At 60.9% G+C, this 22,277-nt stretch carries 22 protein-coding genes; 2 read left to right on the forward strand and 20 right to left on the reverse strand.

Annotated features, from left to right (window positions below):
• Nucleotides 1–46: 46 nt before the first annotated feature.
• On the forward strand, nucleotides 47–487 hold the full coding sequence (locus QZ522_RS09285; RefSeq protein WP_294610199.1) for a cupin domain-containing protein: 441 nt from the start codon (nucleotides 47–49) through the stop codon (nucleotides 485–487).
• A gap of 701 nt (nucleotides 488–1,188) precedes the next feature.
• Here QZ522_RS09285 and QZ522_RS09290 read toward each other — a convergent pair.
• The 20 genes from QZ522_RS09290 to QZ522_RS09385 all read right to left on the reverse strand — a co-directional run bounded on the left by QZ522_RS09290 (nucleotide 1,189) and on the right by QZ522_RS09385 (nucleotide 20,610).
• Nucleotides 1,189–1,902, reverse strand: coding sequence for an IS6 family transposase (locus QZ522_RS09290; RefSeq protein WP_294610202.1), 714 nt, complete (start codon nucleotides 1,900–1,902; stop codon nucleotides 1,189–1,191).
• A gap of 241 nt (nucleotides 1,903–2,143) precedes the next feature.
• Complete coding sequence (locus tag QZ522_RS09295) at nucleotides 2,144–2,437, reverse strand: hypothetical protein (RefSeq protein WP_294610204.1); 294 nt, start codon at nucleotides 2,435–2,437, stop codon at nucleotides 2,144–2,146.
• Nucleotides 2,434–3,765 carry an acyclic terpene utilization AtuA family protein gene (locus QZ522_RS09300; RefSeq protein WP_294610207.1) on the reverse strand — a complete coding sequence of 444 codons (1,332 nt, stop codon included), beginning with the start codon at nucleotides 3,763–3,765 and terminating at the stop codon, nucleotides 2,434–2,436. The genes QZ522_RS09295 and QZ522_RS09300 overlap by 4 nt, the downstream gene beginning before the upstream one ends.
• Nucleotides 3,762–5,621: a TRAP transporter fused permease subunit gene (locus QZ522_RS09305; protein ID WP_294610210.1), complete on the reverse strand. Its 1,860-nt coding sequence runs from the start codon at nucleotides 5,619–5,621 to the stop codon at nucleotides 3,762–3,764. Before QZ522_RS09305 ends, QZ522_RS09300 begins: the two co-directional genes overlap by 4 nt.
• 13 nt (nucleotides 5,622–5,634) lie before the next feature.
• Nucleotides 5,635–6,594 (reverse strand): TAXI family TRAP transporter solute-binding subunit, encoded by a 960-nt coding sequence (locus tag QZ522_RS09310; RefSeq protein WP_294610213.1) that lies wholly within the window; start codon nucleotides 6,592–6,594, stop codon nucleotides 5,635–5,637.
• 126 nt (nucleotides 6,595–6,720) lie between these two features.
• Nucleotides 6,721–7,527 (reverse strand): CoA ester lyase, encoded by an 807-nt coding sequence (locus QZ522_RS09315; RefSeq protein ID WP_294610216.1) that lies wholly within the window; start codon nucleotides 7,525–7,527, stop codon nucleotides 6,721–6,723.
• Complete coding sequence (locus QZ522_RS09320; protein WP_294610219.1) at nucleotides 7,524–8,375, reverse strand: MaoC family dehydratase N-terminal domain-containing protein; 852 nt, start codon at nucleotides 8,373–8,375, stop codon at nucleotides 7,524–7,526. Before QZ522_RS09320 ends, QZ522_RS09315 begins: the two co-directional genes overlap by 4 nt.
• A 10-nt stretch (nucleotides 8,376–8,385) precedes the next feature.
• Nucleotides 8,386–9,579, reverse strand: coding sequence for a CoA transferase (locus QZ522_RS09325; RefSeq protein ID WP_294610222.1), 1,194 nt, complete (start codon nucleotides 9,577–9,579; stop codon nucleotides 8,386–8,388).
• On the reverse strand, nucleotides 9,576–10,727 hold the full coding sequence (locus tag QZ522_RS09330) for a CoA transferase (RefSeq protein WP_294610225.1): 1,152 nt from the start codon (nucleotides 10,725–10,727) through the stop codon (nucleotides 9,576–9,578). The genes QZ522_RS09325 and QZ522_RS09330 overlap by 4 nt, the downstream gene beginning before the upstream one ends.
• Before the next feature lie 16 nt (nucleotides 10,728–10,743).
• Complete coding sequence (locus QZ522_RS09335) at nucleotides 10,744–11,967, reverse strand: MaoC family dehydratase N-terminal domain-containing protein (RefSeq protein ID WP_294610228.1); 1,224 nt, start codon at nucleotides 11,965–11,967, stop codon at nucleotides 10,744–10,746.
• Nucleotides 11,968–12,161: 194 nt separating this feature from the next.
• Nucleotides 12,162–12,740 carry a cysteine hydrolase gene (locus QZ522_RS09340; protein ID WP_294610230.1) on the reverse strand — a complete coding sequence of 193 codons (579 nt, stop codon included), beginning with the start codon at nucleotides 12,738–12,740 and terminating at the stop codon, nucleotides 12,162–12,164.
• A gap of 54 nt (nucleotides 12,741–12,794) precedes the next feature.
• Nucleotides 12,795–13,442 carry a GntR family transcriptional regulator gene (locus QZ522_RS09345; RefSeq protein WP_294610233.1) on the reverse strand — a complete coding sequence of 216 codons (648 nt, stop codon included), beginning with the start codon at nucleotides 13,440–13,442 and terminating at the stop codon, nucleotides 12,795–12,797.
• 48 nt (nucleotides 13,443–13,490) lie between these two features.
• Nucleotides 13,491–14,291, reverse strand: coding sequence for an N-acyl homoserine lactonase family protein (locus QZ522_RS09350; protein ID WP_294610236.1), 801 nt, complete (start codon nucleotides 14,289–14,291; stop codon nucleotides 13,491–13,493).
• Nucleotides 14,292–14,301: 10 nt separating this feature from the next.
• The gene (locus QZ522_RS09355; protein ID WP_294610239.1) at nucleotides 14,302–15,033 is read right to left on the reverse strand and encodes an ABC transporter ATP-binding protein; all 732 of its coding nucleotides are present in this window, start codon (nucleotides 15,031–15,033) and stop codon (nucleotides 14,302–14,304) included.
• Nucleotides 15,026–15,805, reverse strand: coding sequence for an ABC transporter ATP-binding protein (locus tag QZ522_RS09360; RefSeq protein WP_294610242.1), 780 nt, complete (start codon nucleotides 15,803–15,805; stop codon nucleotides 15,026–15,028). Before QZ522_RS09360 ends, QZ522_RS09355 begins: the two co-directional genes overlap by 8 nt.
• On the reverse strand, nucleotides 15,805–16,716 hold the full coding sequence (locus QZ522_RS09365) for a branched-chain amino acid ABC transporter permease (protein WP_294610245.1): 912 nt from the start codon (nucleotides 16,714–16,716) through the stop codon (nucleotides 15,805–15,807). The genes QZ522_RS09360 and QZ522_RS09365 overlap by 1 nt, the downstream gene beginning before the upstream one ends.
• A 67-nt stretch (nucleotides 16,717–16,783) precedes the next feature.
• Nucleotides 16,784–17,683 (reverse strand): branched-chain amino acid ABC transporter permease, encoded by a 900-nt coding sequence (locus QZ522_RS09370; RefSeq protein WP_294610248.1) that lies wholly within the window; start codon nucleotides 17,681–17,683, stop codon nucleotides 16,784–16,786.
• Entirely contained in the window at nucleotides 17,680–18,573 is an 894-nt protein-coding gene (locus QZ522_RS09375; protein WP_294610251.1) for an NAD(P)-dependent oxidoreductase, read from the reverse strand. Before QZ522_RS09375 ends, QZ522_RS09370 begins: the two co-directional genes overlap by 4 nt.
• A 4-nt stretch (nucleotides 18,574–18,577) precedes the next feature.
• Complete coding sequence (locus QZ522_RS09380) at nucleotides 18,578–19,327, reverse strand: SDR family oxidoreductase (protein ID WP_294610254.1); 750 nt, start codon at nucleotides 19,325–19,327, stop codon at nucleotides 18,578–18,580.
• A gap of 74 nt (nucleotides 19,328–19,401) precedes the next feature.
• On the reverse strand, nucleotides 19,402–20,610 hold the full coding sequence (locus QZ522_RS09385) for an ABC transporter substrate-binding protein (RefSeq protein WP_294610256.1): 1,209 nt from the start codon (nucleotides 20,608–20,610) through the stop codon (nucleotides 19,402–19,404).
• A gap of 257 nt (nucleotides 20,611–20,867) precedes the next feature.
• Between QZ522_RS09385 and QZ522_RS09390 the strand changes: the two genes are divergently transcribed.
• A complete protein-coding gene (locus QZ522_RS09390) occupies nucleotides 20,868–22,097 on the forward strand; it encodes a CaiB/BaiF CoA-transferase family protein (RefSeq protein WP_294610259.1) in 1,230 nt (409 codons plus the stop codon).
• Nucleotides 22,098–22,277 lie beyond the last annotated feature (180 nt).

Genomic DNA, 22,277 nt, shown 5'->3' on the forward strand with positions numbered 1-22,277 from the left:
TACCGTTTCTCCTACTGGCAACATTTTGATAATATAGGAGATCATCATGGACCTGACAAATTGCAAAAGACCGTTCACTACTTTCATACTTGGCGTCGCAGCAGGCATTGTCACCGTTGCAACCGGGCCTGTACTTGCGACGATGTCTGGCCCTAAGGAACATTCCGGGCTTTCGGTCGATATGCTGGCCGAACTCTCTGCGGATACTATGGAGGCGACCATTGGCCTTGAGGGTTACACCATGCGCATGCGCGCCATCGAAATTGCACCCGGTGGCCAGATCGCGGAACACAGCCACAAGGATCGTCCCGGAATCGTCACAGTGATCGAAGGAACCTGGGTCGAAGGCCAACCCGATGGCGAGCAGAAGTTTCAAGCCGCAACACTCGGCACCTTTCCCGAGAAGGAGGACACCGTTCACTGGGTCTACAATCGAAGCGAGGCACCCGCGACTGCGCTGGTCTGCGACATCGCTAAAGTGAATTGAGGCAAATCGAATATATTCCGTGCTACAAACACATGCCAGCAATTGGAACGCTGCGGTGCAGCGAAAAACCGGCCAGTGAATGGCTCCTTTGGGCCGTTTCTGTAGCTCTTAGCACTATTGGTTTCTTTAGCGTGGCGATTAGGTGCTTTTCTTTGCGCTTTAGCGTAGCACCAAGCCTGACTGCCAAAACGCAAGAAGCGCCCCTCGGGGCGTTAACGCGTTATTATTGCTTGGAAGTGTTGGTTGCGGGAGGGGGCGTTGGACAAGCTCGTACCAATAAGAAGATTGCAGTGCCCGTATAGCGGCTGCTCGGCTTGGTAAAAATTAGATGGACACAGCCGACCTACTAATTGTGAATTTTGCCGTCCATGAGTTTGACGTAGCCGGAAGAAACTGCCTGAAGTTATCTAACCCCATACGGTTAAATCACTTTTTTGAGGATCGAACTTGGACGGTGCCGGACCGAGTCAGAGAACGTTTGACGTACATTCCCTACTAAAACCTTACTAACCAGTAGATATCCCCAAGCCATCACACCGTGCAATCTACGGCTTTAGGCAATGCTAGCCCCATTGAGCTATCCACGATATACTGACTAAGTGTCCGCTATGGTACGTCGGGAATGACCATAAGGTCGGTAATATTTCGGACGGCATCGTCAACTTATCGAATTTTTCCGAGAAGGAGCCCCACAGCCCTAGTCAAGCGGCCTTCAATTCACATGTGATGTCGTCCCAAATGCTGTGAGCATCTGAGCGAGATTGTCGATAAGCAGGGGCGGATAGTTTGTGGCGGCGAGGGCGAAATACGGTTTGGACTTGATCGTGGACAGACAAAAAGAGCTGTGCTTGGCCAGGCGATTTGAAGCGGGCCATGATCTTTTCTCGGCGCCGCGTCGGTTGATGCGAGCCTTCAGATCTGTTGTTTAAGCCCTTATGCCTGCGGTGGTCGATACCGGGCGCGAGGCTTTTCAAAGCCGCACTATAGCTGCCGAGCTTGTCCGTGATCACAACGCGCGGTCGCCCATATTGTTTGAATAGCTTGCAGAAAAAGCGTTTCGCTGCGCGCGCGTTACGCCGAGATTGAACCAGAATATCAAGAGCGTCACCATTGCTGTCGATCGCGCGCCAAAGCCAGAATTTGCGCCCGCGGATAGGAAGGACCACTTCATCAAGGTGCCATTTATCAGACGGCGCAGGCCGATCCCGCCGGATGGAAGCGGCATACTTTGTACCAAATTTGCCAACCCACTTCCGGATTGTCTCATAGCTCACGATGATGCCGCGCGCCGCAAGTAGATCCTCGACATCGCGCAGGCTCAAGGAAAACCGAAAATAAGACCAAACCGCATATGCAATGATCTCAGGTGGGAAACGGTTGCCTTTGAAGCCGCCGGAGTGTTTGGTTTTTGTCATGTCGGTCGGTACGATTTCAGAGCGGGCCACGCAAGTTGACGATGCCGGTTGGATAACACGTGCCAAAGAGCGCCGAGTTCTGATCATTACGCCGCTAGGGCAGCGAGAAATGAAGACCCATCTAGGCATTACGGTTGGTCAAAATGAAACAACGGTTTAGCGACTAGTTTCAGCCTTAGCGTACTATCCTGCCCGCTACCGGAACAGACCCCATCTTGGTAGCGCTTGCTGCCGCGCGAGCCTAAAGGCGCATATCGAGAACTGCGTAGACCAGACCCTTGCCATGCGCATCCAGTGCCACCGAGCGCGTCACCCCGCCCATCAGCGCATTTTTCACCACGAAGTTCAGCGCGAAAAGCTGCGGAAGCATATACCGAGTCACATCAACATCCGGTCCAAAGATCGCGGCCACACGGTCCGCCGTGACCTCGGATTCGATCAGGGGCCAGTTTTCGGGGCGGTAGGCGATGATCGAGATGTTAGAGGTGGTTCCCTTGTCGCCGGTCCGGCCATGGGCGATCTCGTGGAGTTTCATCCTGCCTCTCCGAACATGTGAACGCAGGTGCTGACCTCTGCCGCGGGCAGATAGGTCGACCGGATGCCGATGACCTCGCGCACTGTCGTGGCGACGCCTCCACCGCCTGCTGGGCCGCTGAGATAGAGCCCTTCCACCTCGTCGGCAACGGCGCGCGCGACCTCGGTGTCGGTGCATCTTGCGGCAATGCGCAGGCGGACATCGCGCGGCTCTGGAGCAAAGGCATCGGTCGGAAGAATTGCGTCCAGCCCGATGATATCGACCCGCATATCCTCGATCTGGTTGGCGATGTGCCCGAGCCTCTCGGTCGTGATCTCTCCTGCCAGGCGCGCACGGGCCACGGCCCCGGGCCCCGCATAGGATATCTCTCCCTGTCCGATCCAGCCATCCCTCGCCCCGACCGATACCTTAAGACGTCCTGTCGCAGGGGCACCTGTCCCGCCGGTGACGGCAACCCGATCCGGCCCGATTTCGGAAAAATCCACGCCGGAAAAATTCGCGACAACGTCAGGCTGGAAATACTGCGCCGGATCGTGCAGTTCGTAGAGCAGCTGCTCGATGCAGGTCTCACGAGACACCAGCCCGCCGGTGCCCGCAAGCTTGGTAATGATTGCGGTCCCGTCCTCCGCGACCTCTGCAATCGGGTAGCCCACTGTCGCGAGGTTGGGCACATCCTTTACCCCCGGATCGGCAAAGTAACCGCCCGTCACCTGCGCTCCGCACTCCATCAAATGCCCGACGACGGTGCCCCGGCCGATCAGGTCATGGTCGTCCAGCGCCCAGCCGAATTCATGTATCATCGGCGCGACAAACAGCGAGGGGTCGGCCACGCGGCCACAGATGACGATATCCGCCTTTCGCGCCAGCGCCTTGACGATCCCTTCGGCGCCGAGATAGGCATTGGCCGATACCAGTCGGTCACCTAGGTCGCTGGCCGGGCACCCGGTTTCATCAAGGATGCAGGGGCCGATCCGGTCCAGCACGTCATCGCCCACTACAGCCGCAACCCTGAGCTTCAGCCCCAGTTCGGCGGCGATCTCTGCCGTGCGCCGCGCCGCTTCCAGCGGATTGGCTGCGCCCATGTTGGTGATTATGCGCGTGCCATGACGATGACAGTCCGGCAGCACAGCCCGCATCCGCTGGTCCAGCCGCTTGTCATAGCCGGCGGCGGGATCGTTCAGCCGGTCGAGCTGTGCCAGTGCGATGGTCCGTTCGGCTAGGCATTCGAAGACCAGATAGTCGAGCGCTCCGTTCCGGGCCAGGTCCACGGCTGGCCGGATTCTGTCTCCGGCGAATCCCGCTCCGGTCCCGATGCGCAGAGTTTTCATGGCGACACGCGCTTTGACAATCTCGCCAGACCCCAGACCGCCAAGAGGATCGCGGCGGCGGCGACGGGCGTTGCCGGATGCGGCCAGATGGCAAGCGCGATCACAGTAGCCAGAACCACCCGGTCCAGAAGCCGGCTGTGGGTGATACGGATGCGAGTTAGCAAAGCAGGAATTGCGAAAACCAGAATCAACCCGGCCAGGGCCGCATCGAAGATCGAAAGAGCGCCTCCCTCCAGCACCATGCCGGGGAACAACAGCAGCAGGAAGGGCAGGAGATAGGTGATGGCGGCGAACCGCACCGCCACGAATGCGGCGGGCCCCCAGTTGGTCTGCGCGATCCCCGCCCCGACAAATACCGCGACACAGACCGGTGGCGTGATGACCGAGATTGTGGCGAAGTAGAAGACAAACAGATGCGCCGTCAGGATCGGAACGCCGACCTCGGTCAGCGCCGGTGCCAACACGGCAGCTACCAGAACGTAGGCGGCTGTGGTCGGAAGACCCATCCCCATGATAAGGCAGACGATACCGACCATAAGTGCGATCATGAAGATGGAATCGCCGCCCAGCGATACGATGGCCGAGGACAGGGCAACACCGGCGCCGGTCAGATTGACCATCGACACCAGTACCTGCGCCCCGGCCAGAAGTACCCCGATGATGACAAGACCCCGGCCCGCATCCTCGATCCCGGCCAGAACCTTGCGGATCATCTCGTGGGGGGGAGACCGCCCGATCTGGGTGGCGATGAAAGCCGTCAGCAAGCCCATGATCCCGTAGAAGGCCGAGGTCGCGACGGAACGTCCCAGCCAGAATCCGATGCCCAGCCCTGTCAGCGCCGCGATCACCGGACCTATATGACGCGGTGCCAGGATATCGGCCCAACTTGGCAGTTCTTCGGACGGAACCAGCGCCAGACCGCGCTTGAGCGAAACGAAGTGTACGGTCAAAAAGACCGCAACGTAGAACAGGATCGCCGGCAAAAGCGCGGCCGCGATGATGTCGGTGTAGGGCAGGCCGACAATCTCGGCCATGACGAACGCGGCGGCCCCCATGATCGGTGGGGCGATCTGTCCGCCGGTCGAAGCGACCGCCTCGACCGCTGCGGCAAACGGCCGAGGATAGCCAAGGCGGATCATCATTGGAATGGTGAAGTTGCCCGTCGTCGCCACGTTGGCGACGGAAGACCCGGAAACCATACCGAAAAGGCCACTGGCGATGGTCGCGATCTTGGCCGCGCCGCCAACCTGCCGTCCGCCAAGGCGCATTGCCAAGTCAATAAAGGCCTGCCCGCCGCCGGTATGCAAAAGCAAGGCACCAAACAGCACAAAGGCGGCGATCACCGTGGCGGCAACGCCTGTGAGCATCCCCCAGATTCCCAAGTCGCCCAGAAAGACCGTTTCGGTGATATAGTAACTGTCAAAGCCCCGGTGCCGCAGCGAGCCCGGCATGTAGGCGCCGAACCGGGCATAGGCGAGCCCGGCCAGGACCAGCAGAGGAAAGATCAGGCCGACAGTGCGTCGCGCCAGTTCCAGTACCGCAAGAACGAGGCCCCCCGTCAGCGCCATGTCGTAAGGTGTGGCCCAGGGCAATTCGGTCATGATGCGGTCGTAGTTCAGGATGATGTAGCCGCAGGCGGAAACGCTCGCCGCCATCAGCGCAATGTCCACCGCCAGCCCGACCGGTCGCCACGGCTTGCCCTTGCCCAGCGGATAGAGCGTGAAGCCAAGGCAGATAACCAGCGCGAGAAAGATCGCGCGCTGGATGAGGCTTTCAAACGGTCCGGTGGCAGCTGTATAAAAGACGAAGGCACCAACGATCAGCGCCACCGGCCGCCGGGGGTCCGGTATTCGCACTTTTCCCGCCACGTCAGTTGGTCGGTTTAAGTTTGTCGGGGACGGAATAGCCATTTTCTTCGAACCAGCGGACCGCGCCGGGATGCAGTGGTACGGTGGAATAATCAAGGGTCATCTGCGCTAGGTCCGCACCCTTGACACTGGCCATGGCGTTGCCCTGTGCGGTCTTGTCTGACATCACCGCATTGACGATCTGATAGGCAGTTTCCTCAGACATCCTGGTGGGGGCGGCGATTCCAACCCCGAAACTCCAAATCGTGTAAGCTGGAATGCCCTCGGCCACGCCTGCGGCGATGTCAACGATCGAAATGTCCGGCATGTTCGCGCGGATCTTGTCGGCCTGCTCCAATGTCACCCCGAGCACCCGAATCTCGGTGGCCGTGGCCAGGTCCATGGTTGAGCTGTCAAGCGCGGTCGGCGAGCCTGACTTAACATAGCCGGGCAGGCGGTTGTCCTTGATCGCGTCCACAATGTCCGTGGTTGAACCGCGCACGTATTCGGGCTTGATGCCCAGCACATCGAAAACCGCCTCGGTCGTGGTTTCGGTGGCCGATCCCTTGATTCCAGGGTTAAGTCGTACTCCGTTCAGTTGGTCGAGGCTCTCGATCCCGGAATCCGCCCGCATGATGACGTTCTGCGGCGACGGCGCGTAAACCCACAGCATCTGGAGATCCTGCGGCTTGCCGTCGAATTCGTTGGTTCCCGCAACGGCGTGCTGCACAACATTCGTGGTGATGATACCCAGATCAAGCTGGCCGCGTTCCATGCGACGGATGTTGTCCATGGTGGCGCCGGTCTCGACCACGGTGGCGTTCAGCCCCGCGCCGCTTTCATTGATCAGTTTGCCGACGGCAACGATGTAGCCGTAATGGCTCGACGATGCCGAGGTCGACCCGAAGAGAATGTCCTCTGCATAGGCACCTCCACAAGCCATCAGACCGGCTGTTAGGACTCCGATAAACGTGTGTTTCATGGTCTCCTCCCTGAGACTTTGTTTGCTGTTGTTACCCTTAATACAGAGTTTGGCCAGCACTTATTCCGCGGACCGGTCTTTTGCCGCCCCTGCGCAACGCCTTGCCGACGTCTAGCAGGGAACGGGTCATTTTACGGTCTGGCCAGCGTCAGCCAAGACCTGCCGCGCGCGTTCGATCACCGGGCGGTCGACCATCTTGCCGTCGACCTGCACAACGGAACCTTCCGCCGCCGACAATGCCGACAGGACGCGCGTGGCCCAGTCGACTTCGGCTGCAGAGGGTGTGAACCCCTCGTTCGTGACCGTTACTTGCGCGGGATGAATGCACAGCTTTGCCCCGAAGCCCAGCATGCGGGACCGCACGACCTCTTCGCCCAGAATTCCCGCATCCTTCAGTTCGGCGGTTACGCCGTCGATCGGCTGCGCAAGTCCGCCAAGGCGTGACGCCAGCACGATTTCAAAACGGGCGGGGTCAAGGATGGGGCCGGTTCCCGGAATACGGGTGTCCGCGCCAAAGTCGAGATTGCCAAAGGCAAGGCGGGCCACACCGGTGCAAGTGACAGAACGGCGAAGCGAGGCGAGGCCATCTGCGGTTTCTATCAACGCAATGAGCGCTCGCCCCGGCAATCTTGCGGCCACTTCAGAGAGACTTTCCGGTGTGGCCTTGGGTACCATGACCGCCGTGGCGTCGCAGGTGGCGAGCGCGGCAAGATCGTCTTCGAACCACGGGCTTTCCATCCCGTTGATGCGTACAACCCCTGTCCCGCCGGAGTTGAACCAGTGGACAACGTTCGCGCGCGCCTCGGGCTTTGCCTCGGGGCCTACCGCGTCCTCCAGGTCGAGGATGATGGCGTCGGCACCCGAACCTGCGGCCTTTGCGAACCGCTCGGGCATGCGACCGGGAACAAAGAGATAGCTGCGCGGCATACTCATGAGGCGGGTCCAACCACGGCGCTGGCCTGCATGGCAAGTTCGCCATCCGGCCCCTTGGCCCAGAGTGATATCGTGCCGTCTTTCTCTGCCCCGGCTTCCAGGGTGAAAGAACGATCGACGAAGAGAGGGGCCATCCCGCGGAATTCGAACCGCGCCAGCCGTCCGCCCTGTGCGGCGGTGGCAAAGGTCTGCAACAGGGTCGCGGTCAGCGGGCCGTGCACGACAAGGTCGCGATAGTCCTCTTCGTCGCGCGCATAAATGCGGTCATAGTGAATCCGGTGTCCGTTCGAGGTCAGCGCGGAATAGCGGAAAAGCAGCACCGGGTCCGGCGTGACCGTCTCGGACCGGGTGGCGCCGCCGGGGGCGGGGGCCGGTTCGGGCTTGGGGGAGCCGGGGGTGGCGGCCTCGCGGTAAACGATGTCCTGTTCTTCCTCGATGCAAACTGTGCCGTCCTGCGACAGACGATGCCGTACCGTCACGAAAACAAGTTGCCCCGCGCGACCGGATTTTTCCTTCACGGCAAGAATTTCACTGGTCTTCTCGGCCTCTTTCCCGATGGTCAGCGGCGCGTGGTAGACAAGCCGCCCGCCAGCCCACATGCGGCGGGGAAGGGCGACGTCAGGCAGGAATCCACCGCGCTTGGGGTGCCCGTCCGAACCGACATTCCGGCGCAGCACGAAAGGATTGAAGTAAAGCCAGTGCCAGCCTGGCGGCAGCGGGTCGCCATTCCCCGGGGCGTGGTCCAGGTCCAGCGTCGCGGCCAGACCGGCCGCGCGCTCTGCCGAGATCATCTGCACATGGCTTTCGGTGCGGCCTACGGTTTCGGAATAATCGGGGGGTGTGGTCATCGTGAGTCCTTCAATATATTGCCTTGTCATCGACCAGGGCATTGATCCGAGCCCGGCTGAGGCCCAGAAGCTCGCCGTATACGTAGTCCTCGTCGCCACCAAGGGCGGGGGTGCCGCGCGTGATACCGGGCGCATCATCCCCGGCGAACCGGGCGGGACGGCCGACAGCGGCGCGACGATGGCCGTTGGTTTCGGTAACTTCAAGGATTGAACCCCGCGCCCTCATGTGCGGGTCCGCGACAATGTCGGATGCAGCCCACGAAAGATGCGCGGCGATACCGGCCGCCTGAAGCTGGTCAGCGGCCGCCTCGCCCTTTTGCGCGCCGGTCCAAGCTGCAACGGGATCATCAAGATCCCGGCGGTGCGCGTGGCGGCTAGACTGCGTGGCGTAGCGAGGGTCGCTTCCAAGCTGCGGTTGGCCTATGATCTCTGCCAGTTTCTGCCATTCAGCGTCGGTCGAAACAGCAATCGAAAGCCAGCGGTCCGCGTTAACTGTGGGGAAGAGCCCGTGCGGCGCGCGGGTCATGTCGTCGTTGCCCATCCTGCCGACGGTGACACCTGCCGAGGCAGCAGTCAGTGCATCACCGACCAGCGATGAGGCGACCTCGCGTGCGGCGACATCCACATGGCACCCAAGGCCCGAACGGCGGCGACGATGCAATGCGGCCAGAGTGGCCAGTGCAGCATGCATCCCGACCGAGTGATCCATGACGTGCCGCATCTCTACCGGCGGCCCATCGGCATGGCCCGAGAGGTAGCCCAACCCGCCCCAGGCCCCGAACAGCGGGGCGTATCCGGCGAAATGGCTTTCGGGGCCCGTCTGCCCCGAGGACGAAACGGAAACCATGACGATATCGGGCTTTGTTTCGCGCAAGACGTCATATCCGAGCCCCAATCGCGCCATGACGCCCGCGCGGAAACTTTCGGCGGCGATATCGGCGATGGAAACCAGCTTTTTCGCGAGTGCAACGCCTTCGGGATGTTTCAGGTTGAGACGAACGGAAAGCTTGTTCGACGATACCTGATCGAAAGTCGCAGGGCCCTGACGGCCGTAGACCGCGTGCGGCTTGCGGAAAATATCCGGCCTCAGTGCGGTTTCGACCTTGATCACCTCGGCGCCCATCTGGCTAAGCATGTGGGTGCAGAATGGCCCTGCGGCATGTACAGTGAAATCGGCGATGCGGAGTCCTGCAAGGGGTTTCATGCGGAGGCCCTCCTGCCGTTGTCGCCAGTCAGGATGGACTGGTCCGCTCCGGGACTGGGGAGTGTTTCGCTGACCGGCAGGGCGTCTGGCCCAAAACGGAATGGCAGGGATTGCACCTTCACAGGGCCATCCGGTGTCTGGAGCGTTGAAAAGATGCCCCGGGCAGTTTCCTGCAACCCGATCAGGACATGCTCAGGCGCATTGTAACGCGCCATGGGTACGCCGCGGGTCTGCGCCTCTGATACCAGATCCTCGACCTTTTGGTGTCGTGCCCATCCGCGGATGCGCTCGTTGATTTCGGCCCCTCGTGCGCTGCGTCCGACCTCGTCGGCCAGGCTGGCGTCCTGGGCCCAGTCATCGGCCCCGAGCAGATCGAGAAGGCCTTGCCACTGACGCGGCTCAAGCGTCAGAAGTTCGACATAGCCGTCCGCGCATTCGATCACGCCGCCAAACTTGAACGAGCGGGTCAGGCGGTGTTCGACCGACCCGTCGCCAAAACGCTGAATTCCAAAGGCTCCGACCGCGACATTCGCGTCCTGAACCGAGGCATCCACGAACTGGCCCTCGCCGGTCCAAAGCGCGGCCAGCGCGGCCATTGCCGCCGTGGTGCCGCCTTGCATCTCGGCGAAATGCCCCGCGATCTTGAGCGGCGGACGATCGGGGAAAAGGTCGGCCGAAAGACCGTTTGGCAAAAGGAAACCTTCGCCGCCCGCGTGGATCAAGTTAAGCTCTTCACCTTTCCATCCGGCTTTCGGTCCGAAAGCACCGAAGGGGAGCACCGAGAGATGTACGATATGCCGATGGGTCGTCGCGATCGTCGTTTCGTCGAGTCCCAACGCGGTACGGTCTGCGACTGGCGTGTCGTCGATGAAGATGTCGGCCTCCGCCAGGAGTTTGTCCATGTCCTGGCGAAAGCTTGGGTTTGACGGGTCGCAGATCACACTGCACTTGCCTGCGGACAGGTAGGTGAACAGCGCACTCTGGCCTCCGGGAAGAAGTGGATGCTCTTCCCTTATGGGGGTGCCGCCCGCCGGTTCGGCCATGATGACCTCGGCACCCATCTGGCACATCAGGCGCCCGGCCTGTGCTGCGGCCACGCCTGAGGCGCGTTCGATGACACGAAGGCCCGTGAGAGGCTTGTCGGTCATGGCCGGGCTCCTTTCCTTAGCGAACGACCGGGAGGTCCAGTTCGAGGTTTCCACAGTCGAGGAAGACCCGAAGCCCGGGATCGCGTGACTGAAGGGCGACGGTGGCGATGCCGGGAGTCGTGACTTCACCACGCTGGTTCTCGCCCCAGATTTCGATGTCGACCAGGGCGTGACCGTCCTTGATGTATTTTTTCGAGACCTTGCCCTTGCACCAGGTGCTGTCACCCATGGTGTTGAAGCGCCGCATCTCGGTGCGAACCCGCTTGAGGAAACCCGCGTCGCCCATCCAGTTGGTGACCATGGATGCCATCCAGGACGACCGCTGCGGGCCGTAATCGTAGACGCCGGGCACGCCGACTTCCTTGGCGGTGCTTTCGCGGTGGTGGCCGATGCCGGTGTATTCAATGCCGCCGCCCGCTTCGGGGTTGCGGAAGAAGTGACCGGGGTGCTTCATCGCGCTCTGGAAGACCACGCCATGGGTGTGACCACGGCCGGAGCCGACGAGGAAGCCCATGGTGTCCATTAGCGAAAGCGGGCCCCGCACGATGGTGTCGAGGCTCTCGCCTTCGGTCACGTCTTCCCAGTAACGCACTTTGGAACCGCGGATATTCATCGGTTCTTCCATAATACAAGCGTCGAGCTGTTCGAATTCTTCCTGCGTGTATTCGTAGGTGGTGATGTCCTTGTATTTGCCCGCGTCCCGTGCCGCCTTGCGTTCGTGGCGCGTGCAGGTGCCAAGCGCGCGGGACAGCATGTCGCCGTGCTGGTTGAAGTAGGTTGCCTCGACGTACTGGAGCACCAGACGACCGGAGAACTTGCTCTCCTTGACATCAATGCCGATCACGCGTTCGACGGCGTTGACCCGGTCGCCGGGGCGGATGTGGCGGAAGATTTCCCAGTCGTTGCCGGCGTAGAACCCATGCACCCCCGGCAGGCCCCAGCGGGTGCGGCCGATCCAGCCAAGCGCCATCGGGAACATCGGGTGACCCAGTTGCGTACCGTAGCGAGATTCGGCGCCATAGCCCGGATCGCGGTAGAGCGGGTTGAGGTCGCCGATGCCGTTGCACCAGTTGCGCAGTGTGTCCGCGGTCGCGTCCTGAAGGTAGGGGCCCTCGGGGCGCAGTTGAAGGCCGACCATCTTTTCTGCGGCAGCAATCGCTTCGTCGGTGATCTTGCCCTCGGCGGGCGCGCCACCCATGCCCTTGGCTTCGTCGTTCCTGGTCTTTTCTGCGGTTGTCATAGTTGGATCTCCTTGTCTGTCTGATGATGGTGTTTGGGCAGTGTGCATTTGTTTTTCATATAATGCATTATTTTTGAGACAGTCAAGGGGCGAGTTTCCTCTTATTTTTGAGCATTTCCACCAATTTAGCCTAAAATACGAGTGTGAATGTCGCGCGGGGCGAAAATTTAATGCATTATAATGGGGTGAGTCTTTTAGAAGGTGACATCCGCCGCCGAGGTCACTTGCGCATAGCGGCGCAGCCCGGACATGGCGTGTTCGTGCTCCTCTTGGGTCGCACCGGCACAGCAGTCCTCAAGCAGGACGCAGGTATAGTCACGGTCGTGTCCTTCGCGCACTGCCGCCGAGACGACGCCGTTCGTGGAAACGCCCGACAGAACCAGCCGACGGATGCCTTGCGCGCGCAGCAAGGGTTCTAGCTTGGTCGCGTAAAACGGGCTGACACGGTGCTTGATGATGTCTGGATCGCCGGGCTGGGGGGCGAACTGGCTCAGCACTTCGGTCCCCCACGTGCCCAGCTTAAACACATCGTTGTCCCGCGCCTTGGAGAATACCGGCGATCCTGGGGGGCATTCCGCGTAATCCGGAGAGAACCCGACCCGCACGTAGCCCACCATAACGCCCGCTGCCCGTGCCTTTTTGATCGCAAGCTCGGTCGCGTCATAAACCCCGCGCTCCTGCATGAGGGGCACATAGCTCTTGGCGCCCATACCGTCGGGGTGGACGAGGTCGTTTAACATGTCCATGACAAGAAGTATTGTGTCAGATGCCATTGCGGTGTCCTTTCAGGCTGGGGAAGGGCCCCGTGCCAGAAAGGGCGCGGGGTGTTATTCTGAGTAGCTGGCCTTGAATTCGTCCCAGGCCGAGCGGATGTGCGTCCGCAGCGCCTGAAGGAATCCGGCCTCGTCGCGAGCTATAATGGCGCTCAGCATCTCGCGGTGTTCCTGCGAGGCGCGGTCGATCCGCTGATCCAGCCGGTTGATGAGGTCGAACGGATACCGCGCCCAGAGTGCGCGCACGAACCGCAGCGTCTGCGGCAGATCCGCCGCGATATAGATAAGCTCGTGGAACCGGTAGTTGATGGACCGGACCGCGTCCCGGTCGCCCCGTGCGGCGGCGTCCTCGATCTGATCCTGAAGGGTGCGTAGCTTGTCGATGTCCTGCGGGGTCAGCCGACTGACCGCCTTCAGGCCCAGCTTGCATTCCAGGGTCACTCTCAGATCGGTGATCTCTTCGGTCGCATTGATGTCGAAAGGCGCCACGATCGCCCCACGGTGCGACGAGCCAAGGACGAATCCCTCGGCCTCCAGAAGTTTGATGGCTTCCCTGACCGGAGTGATCGAGGTTCCGATCATCTCGGCGATTTGCGCCTGCTTGAGCTTGGCGCCTCGCGGAAACTGACCCGAGATGATCCCTTCGCGCAGGAAATCCGCGACGTACTCTTCCTTGGTTTGGTGTTTCGTCAGGTTTTCCATCACTTACCCCTCCCCCCGTCGTGTCGCAGGGGTGCAAAATGCATTCCTTCATGGCGTAATCTCCGGGCGCGTGTCAAGTCGCAGGATACGGCCCGCCATTTCAGGGCTGACCGCAGGATAAAGCTCCAGAAGCCTCGGATCATGGGCGGGGAGGACATGATCGTCGCTGTCTGCCAGTTCCCGGATTCGGTCATGGGCCGCAATCATGTCTGAAATGTTGAAGGCGACGGTAAAGGGAATGCCGCGTTCGTATTCCTCGTAATAGTGCAAAGCGTCAGATGCCAACACGACCCAGCCCCGCTCTGTCCAGATACGTAGTATTTCCTGTCCCGCGCAATGGCCACCGACCCAGTGGGCGCTGATCCCGTCGGCCACCTCGAATTCGCGGCCATGCAAGTGCAGACGGCCGTCATACAGAAGATGGACCAGTCGAGCGATCTCGTCCGGCCAATAGGCATGGCGGAAGGTCGGCTTTTCCATCCAGGGGCCGGTGACATAGGCCATCTCTTCGGCCTGCATGTGGAATTGCGCGTTCGGCAGGGCGTCAAGATAGCCCAGGTGGTCGTAATGTGCATGGGTCAGCACCACGGTCGAGATCTGCGCCGGGTCGATGCCGAGCGCAGCCCAGCCGTCCGGCGGGCTCATCACCTGCACATGCCCGTTCCTCACGCCCTTTGCCGGGTCGATTCCGGTATCGACCACGACGACGTCATCGCCGCTTTTCAATACCCAGCAGAAGAAGTCCAGCGTCAGGGGCGCGGTTGGGTTGGGGTCGCTGATAAAGTTGACACCACGTGAGCGGGTCTCGTTTGTGGCGTGCCGTATGGCGTATATTTCCCAGGTCTTCATTGATTTCTCCTCAGGCGGCAGCCGCGCCGAGATAGGCGTCGATCGCCTCCTGACGGGCCGTTTCATCCTTGAGTTCGTCGGCGCTGCGGTGTCCGACGATCCGTCCGCCGCGAAGGAAGTGCAGTTCGTCACACAGGCGCATCGTTACGGCGAGGTTCTGTTCGACCAGTACGATGGCGAGGTTGGATTCCTTGCGGATCTTGGCCAGCCGGTCGAAGACCCGCCGCACAAGCAACGGCGCAAGACCAAGCGAAGGTTCGTCGAGCAACAAAAGCTTGGGGTCCGCGACCAGCCCGCGGCCGATGGCCAGCATCTGCTGCTCACCGCCTGACAAGCGCCATGCATGGCGGTCCACCTTCTCGGCAATCTCGGGGAAAAGGTCGAGTACCATCTCCATCCGCTTTTTCCGCTCTGACGCGGCCTTTTGATACCCACCCAGAATGAGGTTCTCGCGCACGGTCAGGTCGCCTACGATCTCGCGTCCCTCGGGGACATAGACGATGCCCCGGGCGACACGGGCACGTGCAGGCAGGTTGCCGATATCTTCGCCTTCGAAGACGGTGGATCCCGTGGCGGGTGTGAGGCCGGAAACGGCTTTCATGATCGAAGACTTGCCCGCGCCGTTCGCTCCGAGCAGAGCAACCACCGCCCCCTGATCGACGGTGAAGGACACCTGGTTTACAGCAGGTGCGCCAGAGCCGTAGGCGACGGACAGGTTTTCGACTTTCAGAAGTTCACTCATCGTCATCGCTCCCCAGGTAGATGCGGACCACGTCGGGATTGTTGCGCACTTCCTCGGGGCTGCCCACAGCGACGAATTCACCGAAGTTCAACACGTAAATCCGGTCGCAGATGGACATGACGAGGTCCATGTCATGTTCGACCACGACCATGACCAGGTCGGTTGAGGCGAGCTTGCGCAGCACAGCCGTCAGGTCGCGGGTTTCGGAGTTGTTCAGCCCAGCCGCCGGTTCGTCCAGCATCAGGACCGAGGGCTTGCCGACCACCGCGCGGGCGATCTCGACCAGCCGCTGCATGCCGGGGGGCAGTTCGCCGGGGAACTTGTCACCGACATCCGGCAGTCCGAGGTCGCTCAGCGCGGTATCGGCGGCGCGCGCCATCTCCTCGCGTTCCGTTCTGCCGCGGGGCAGGGGGAGGAATGCCGAAAGCCAGCCCGCCGTGCAGTTGCGCGCGATGCCCATCATCACGTTCTCCCGCACCGTCAGGTCCGGACAGAGCGCGACATGCTGGAAGCTGCGGACGATGCCCTTGGCTGCGCGGGCGGCGGGGGGCAGGCCGTTCAGCGGCATTCCGGCGTAAGAGATCGTGCCCTGTTGCGGGGAATAGGCCCCGGTCAGGCAGTTGAAAAGGCTTGTCTTTCCCGCGCCGTTCGGCCCAATCAGCCCGGTGATCTCGCCCGCGCGGAATTCCACGTCGAGGCCCTTTAGCACCTTGATCCCACCGAACGAGAGCGCGATTCCCTCACCGCGCAGGGCATTTGTCATCTGGTCCATCACGAAACCTCCGAAATGCGGGACATGGCCTTGCGGATGCGCGGCATGTAGTGGCCGAGCAGGATCATTCCCAGCAGCGCGAGACCATAGAAAACCGGGATCCACGCCCCGGACGCCGACAGAAGCTGTGGCACCAGGGTGACGAAGGCACCGCCGAGCAGGACACGGGGCAGGGACAGGCCATAAAAGCTGACCACGGAGCCGACCAGCAGGAAGATTGCCTGCCAAAAGGTGAAGCCGCCGGGCGAGACAGTGGAGCCGGAGAAGGCCAGTGCCGCGCCGCAGAGCGCGCCGATCCCGCCGCTGATTCCCATGATCGAGATCCGGGCCCAGACCCGGCGTGTCCCAAACGCGTCAGCAGCTGCCGGGTGGGTCTTGGCCAGCAACAGCGCCATGCCCTGTCGCGACAGCCGCAACCGCGCAACCGCGAAACAGACGATCACGAGCATGACAAGGGCGAAGTAATAGCGTTGCATTCCCATGCTCATGCCCGGAATGAAGGGGGTGGCGACATAAAGGCCTTCATATCCGCCGGTCAGGATGTCGAAGTTGTTGATCATCTCCGGCACTGCCAGCGCAAGTGCGAGCGTCGTCACCGCCAGGTAGATGCCGTGCAGGTTGCGCGACGGCCAGGCGAAGAGAATGCCGAAGGTCACACCGAGTAACAGGGCAAGCGGCACGGACGCCCAGAGCGAGATGCCGAACCGGGCATCCAGCACGCCGATCGAATAGGCGCCAAGCGCGGTGAAAAAGGTGTGCCCGATCGACACTTCTCCGCCGTAGCGGACCAGCAGGGATACTGCCAGCACGCCGATCGAGTTGGCAAAGCAAAGGCCAAGCGTGAATGTCCAGGACCCGCCGAGCAGGAAGGGCATGACGATCAGCGCCGCGACCAGGATCCCTGCCGTCACCCCTGGGGTGGCGACGCTGGACAGGCGTGTGAAAACGGATTGGTCGGGTGTTATGTGGGTCGCATGATTAGACACGGGTGCCTCCGACTTTCTGAAGGATGCCGTTCGGGAAGATGTTCAGCGCCACGAGGATTGCCCCCAGAAGGAAGGTCGAGGAATACTCGGGCGAGACATAGAAGGTGAAAAGGTTCATCATCACGCCGACAAGGATCCCTCCGATAAGGGCGCCGGGCAGGGACGCGAACCCTCCAATCACGGCCGCCGCGAAGGCCTGCAACATGAAGGTCGCAACGGTCGTCACGGACAGGAAGGTTGTCGGAACGATAAGCAGCGCCCCGATCACCCCCAGGATCGCCGCCGTGATCCAGGCGAAGTAATGCACCGATTTCAGGTTCAGACCGCAAACCTCGGCTGCAAACGGGTTTTCCGAAATCGCACGAAAGGCGATACCCAGCTTGGTGTAGTCGATCACGATAAAGAGCGCGCCGATGGTAGCAATGGCCACGACAAGCACGGTCAGGTCATATCCAGTAACCAGAAGCCCCAGCACCGACATGGCAAACCGCGGAATGGGCAGGTCGAGCGCCACGATGTCAGCCCCGAAAACAAGCAGCGTGATGCCTTGGGCAATAAGCCCGAAACCGAGTGTGGCGATGGTCGATGTCAGGTCGGACTCAAAAACAACGGGCGAGATGATCGAATAGATCAGGAAGGCAATGGCGACTGCGGCCAGCATGGCCAGAAGAACGGCCGCGCCCCAGCTCAGCGACATCAACACCCCCGAGGACAGGCCATAGACCAGAAATGCCGTTAGGCCCGCAACATTCCCGTGGCTGAAGTTCACAACCTTGGAACACTTGAAGATCATCACCAGCCCGAGAGCGCCGAGCGCATAGAGGCACCCGGTGATCGTGCCGGACCAGATCAGCGGGAAAAGGTCATAGATCAGACTGTCCCAAAAGCTCATGTGCTCCGCTCCATTTCATCTGTTTCCACAAGCTGGATGACCGAGGGAAAGTACCTGCTGCCGAACCCCTTCTCGACTGCGGCCTGATAATAGGCACGAGCCTGGTCTGCGGCAGGAATGAAGGTGCCCGTCTCGTCGGCCAGGTCAAAGACGTAGGAAATGTCCTTGAGGACATATTCCGCCGGGAAGGATTTCTCGGGGAACTCACGGGGCGCCATCGCCTTTTTGCCGTGGTTGCGCAGCACGAAACTGTCGCCCGAGCCCTTAGAGACGGCATCGAGCAACGTGTTGGCATCGACCCCGGCCCGTTCACCTAGGACGATCATCTCGGCCAGTGCCACCGTATTGGCAAAGACCAGCATGTTATTCACCAGCTTCAGAACCTGGCCTGCTCCGACGTCGCCGCCATGGGTGACGTCCGAGGCCATGTAGTCAAGAACCGGCAGAACTCTCTCGTAAGGCGCGGGCTTGCCGCCAACCATGATGCTGAGCTTGCCCTGCTGCGCGGCCTCGCGGGTGCGGGCAACGGGCGCATCAACGAAATCCACGCCGTGCGATTCCAGCATGGCGGCGGTTTCGCGGGCCGAACTTACGGTTGTTGTCGAAAGGTCGACCAGGACCTTTCCGGCGCCCGCGACGGGGCCAATCATCCCAGCGACCTTCTGTACCTGGGGGCCGCCCGGCAGGGACAGGCAGATTATGTCCGCCTTTTTTGCAAGCGCTTCAACCGAGTCCATGCGCTCGGCTTTCGTGTCCGACAGCGCGGCGACGGCCTCTTCGGACAAATCAAAGCAGAGGACGCGCCCCGGATGCTTTACCGCGATGTTCCGGCACATCGGGCCGCCCATAACGCCAAGTCCGATAAATCCTATGGTATCTGTATCTTTCATCGCATCAATCCATCAACATTCCACCGTTCACGTCGAGAACGGTACCGGTGATCCAGTTGGACGCAGGCGAGGCGAGGAAGAGGATCGCCTGGGCAATGTCCTCGGGCTGGCCAAAACGACCCAGCGGCACATTGCCATTGGGCGAGGGGGCAGACCGTTGCGTCACGGTTTCCCACATCGGCGTTTCGACCGGGCCCGGGGCGATGACAGAGGCATAGATCCCTTTGGCGGCGCCATTCTTGGCAACCCACTTCATCAGGCCATGCACGGCCGACTTTGCCGCAACATAGGACGGGCCAGAGGCCACGCCGCCAATCTTCGACGCGATGGATCCAAGGGCGACGATCTTGCCGAAGCCCTGGGCTTCCATGATTGGGAAAACTTCGCGAACAGGGTTCACGACCCCCATCAGGTTCACATCGAGAATTGACCGCCATTCGTCGTCGGTCGAATCCACCAGATGCTTGTGAGAGATCGTGCCGGCGCAGAGGATCAGTGCGTCGATGGAGCCGAACGTATCTCGCGTCTCGGTCAGAACTGATGTCGTTTCGTCGCGTGAAGTCACGTTGTAGCGGCGATAGGTTATGTGATCGTGTTCGAATTCCGCGCTTTCCGCGATGTCGGTGGCGACCACGGTCGCGCCAGCTTCTGCGAGGGCGAGTGCGGTCGCACGACCGATGCCGCCAGCCGCTCCCGTAACGATTGCCGTCTTGCCGTCGAGCCGTGCCGGCCCGCTGACTGGTATGGAGGACATGGATTGCCCCTTTCTTTCGATTAAGGTGAACGCCTGCCCGCTGGCGAGAGAGCCAGCGGGCAGGATTGCCAGCGTTATTCGCCCTTTGAGGCGTTGAACGCGACGTCTGGGTAGGGCCGGAACTCGCGCACGAGCACGAATTCACCGTTCTTGTACTGGATGATGCCTTCCTGACGGGTGCCGCGATGATCGTCCGCGCTAAAGGTCACGCCGCGTGCGCCACCAACAGCCGCATCCGTCATCGTGTTCATTGCCTTCACGAGGTTTTCACGCGTGATCTCGTCCCCGCTATCGAGCAGCAGCTGGAACCCCTTGTGAAACAGGGCCGCATTACTCCAGCCGTTCAGGCCCAGTACGCCGACCGGATCGTTCGGGAAATACTTGGCGCTCGACTCGCGATAGGCCACCACTTCGGGCTCGTCGCTCGACACGGGCAGCAGCCATGAAGAGAAGTGGACGCCTTCCAGGAGATCCCCGGCCAGCTTAAGCGTGGAGGGATCGGCGGTGAAGAAAGGTGCAAACCAGGCTACATCTACGCCTTGCAGGTCGGCGGCCTTGAGTGCTGCCGCGAGGTTGGCATTCGATCCGTAAAGAAGCACGGATTCCGCACCGGAGTTCTGGATGCGGCGGATATGAGCGCTGAAACTGGTTGTCTTCACATCGAAGGGGATGGATTCTGCGGGCTCGATCCCGAGATCCGCCATGACGAGGTCAAAACCACGCTTGGCCGACTTTCCCAGTTCGTCGTTTTCCCACAGTATGGCGATCTTTGTGTGCCCAAGGCCGTTCACCGCGTATTCGGTCGAAGATCCGGCGGACCAGCCGTAATCGGGCAGCAGCGGAAATACCGCGGGAACTTCGAAGAACTGGCTCGACCCGCCAACCGGGCCAATTATCGGAACGCCGGCTTCCTTGGCGTAGGGGATGACGGCGACATTGGTCGCTGTGCCGATCGGGGCGGAAAGCGCAAAGATGCCGTCGTCTTCAACCAGGCTCCGGGCCGTGGCAACGCTGCGCGCGGGGTCATAGCCATCATCCTTCGTGATGTAGTTGAAGGTCCAGCCATCTACCTCGCCGGATTCGTTGATCATCTTGAAATAGGATTCGGCGGCGTGAGTAAGAACGGCGTAGAATGGGACCGGGCCCGTGACCGGAGTGAAGGCGCCGATGGTGACTACCTTGTTCTCCATGTCGATTCCGGACTCGGCGCTCGCGGATCCCGCGACCAGCGCGACGGCTGTGGCAGCGGCAAGCGCAGGTCCTTTCCAAAGTTTTTGCAGCATGATTTCTCCTCCCAGAGACTGTGTATCACTGAATTTCATGGCCGCTGACACGGTGCCGCCCTGGGGCGACTCTACTCCGCGACGCAACCTTCAGACATTTCGCGCCCATGGCACACTGAACTTAGCCTCCTCTTTGCTGGCGTTCAGATCGCCCTTGACACATTGATAATGCATTATGCATTCTGTGTCTGGCAAGGAAAAAATGTAATATCCGCGAAAACAGCCATATTTATAGATCGCGGGCAAGGAGAAAATGCATGAAAAATGGAATTCTCGCAGGAAAGACTGTGATAGAGCTGGGCAGCATGATCGCTGCGCCCTTTGCCACGCATCTGCTGAATCAGCTTGGCGCTGACGTCATCAAGATCGAACCCCCGGTGGGGGAAACGACGCGACGGCTGGTGCGCGGCGGGCCGAGCGGCAGCTATCTCGCGTTCAACCGGGGCAAGCGCAGCCTCTGCCTTGATGTGACATCCGACGAGGGGCAGGCAGCGTTCCGCAAGCTGATCGCGAGCGCGGACATCGTCGTGCAGAATCTGTCGCCCTCTGCTGCGCGTAAGCTGGGTGTCACTTTCGAGGCCTGCAATGCAATCAATCCGGACATCATATTCTGCCACATCAAGGGCTATGGGGCAGGTCCGCTGGAAGAGCAGGTTGCCTCGAATCCCATCGCGGAAGCAGCCACCGGCGTGATGTATTACAACCGCCCCGACGGACGGCCGGCGCGGCTTGGCCCCTCGTATCACGATCAGTTTGCGGGTTGCTATGCGGCCATCGCGGTCCTCTCGGCGCTTATGTCAGATCGCACCGAAGAGCGACGCAACATCGAGATCGGGCTTTATGAAACCGGCTTGCACATCGCGGCGCGCGACCTCTTGGGCGTGCAGCTCAAGACGCAACTGCTTGGCCGACCCGAGCAGGAGCCGTCGGCCGAGTTTTCCATCCCTGGCTATGGCGCATATGAAACCCGCGACGGGCGCTGGATTTACCTTGTGATGCTCACGGATGATCACTGGCGGAAATTCTGCGCTGCCGTCAATCTGGCGGCAGATCCTGAGCTTGCCACATTGCGCCAGCGGCGCTCCCGGCGCCCGGATGTCGAAGCGATTGTCACGGGGGCCGTCGCCAATGTTGATTTCGATGATCTCGTTGCCAGGCTCGATGCCGGTGGCGTGGGTCACACCGAGGTCTTGCCGCTTGATCGCGTGCTGGACGCTCCGCAGGCGAAATCGGGGCAGAAGGTCTCGGACTTTGGCTTTGGCGGATATGCGTTCCAGACACCGGAATTGCCGCTTGGTTCGTTGCTGGGTCCGGTAGCGGAGACCCTGCCGCCACCACTTCTTGGTGAGCATTCTGCGCAAATTCTGCGGGAGCTGGGCTATTCTGAGTCGCAGGTATCCGATGTTGTCGGTCACGGTGCGGCGGTCGTGTCGGACCCTGACGCCCAGCTTTGGGCCAAGCCCCGCGAGCGCGCGACAATAGACTGACGCGATCCATGGAAAAGAAGGCCCGCTGAGAATATTCATGCTGGTTGGGCGGCCCTGCCTTCAGGCGGGGCCGTTTGTCGTTTGCGCTGTTTTGGCCTGAGCCTGTGGGTGGCGTGCCATAGTGGGCCTTGCCATTGTAGTCCTGCCTTGCACTGCATAATGATGCATTATCGATATTGA

This window comes from uncultured Roseovarius sp. (genome assembly GCF_913054395.1).
Taxonomy (GTDB): Bacteria; Pseudomonadota; Alphaproteobacteria; order Rhodobacterales; family Rhodobacteraceae; genus Roseovarius.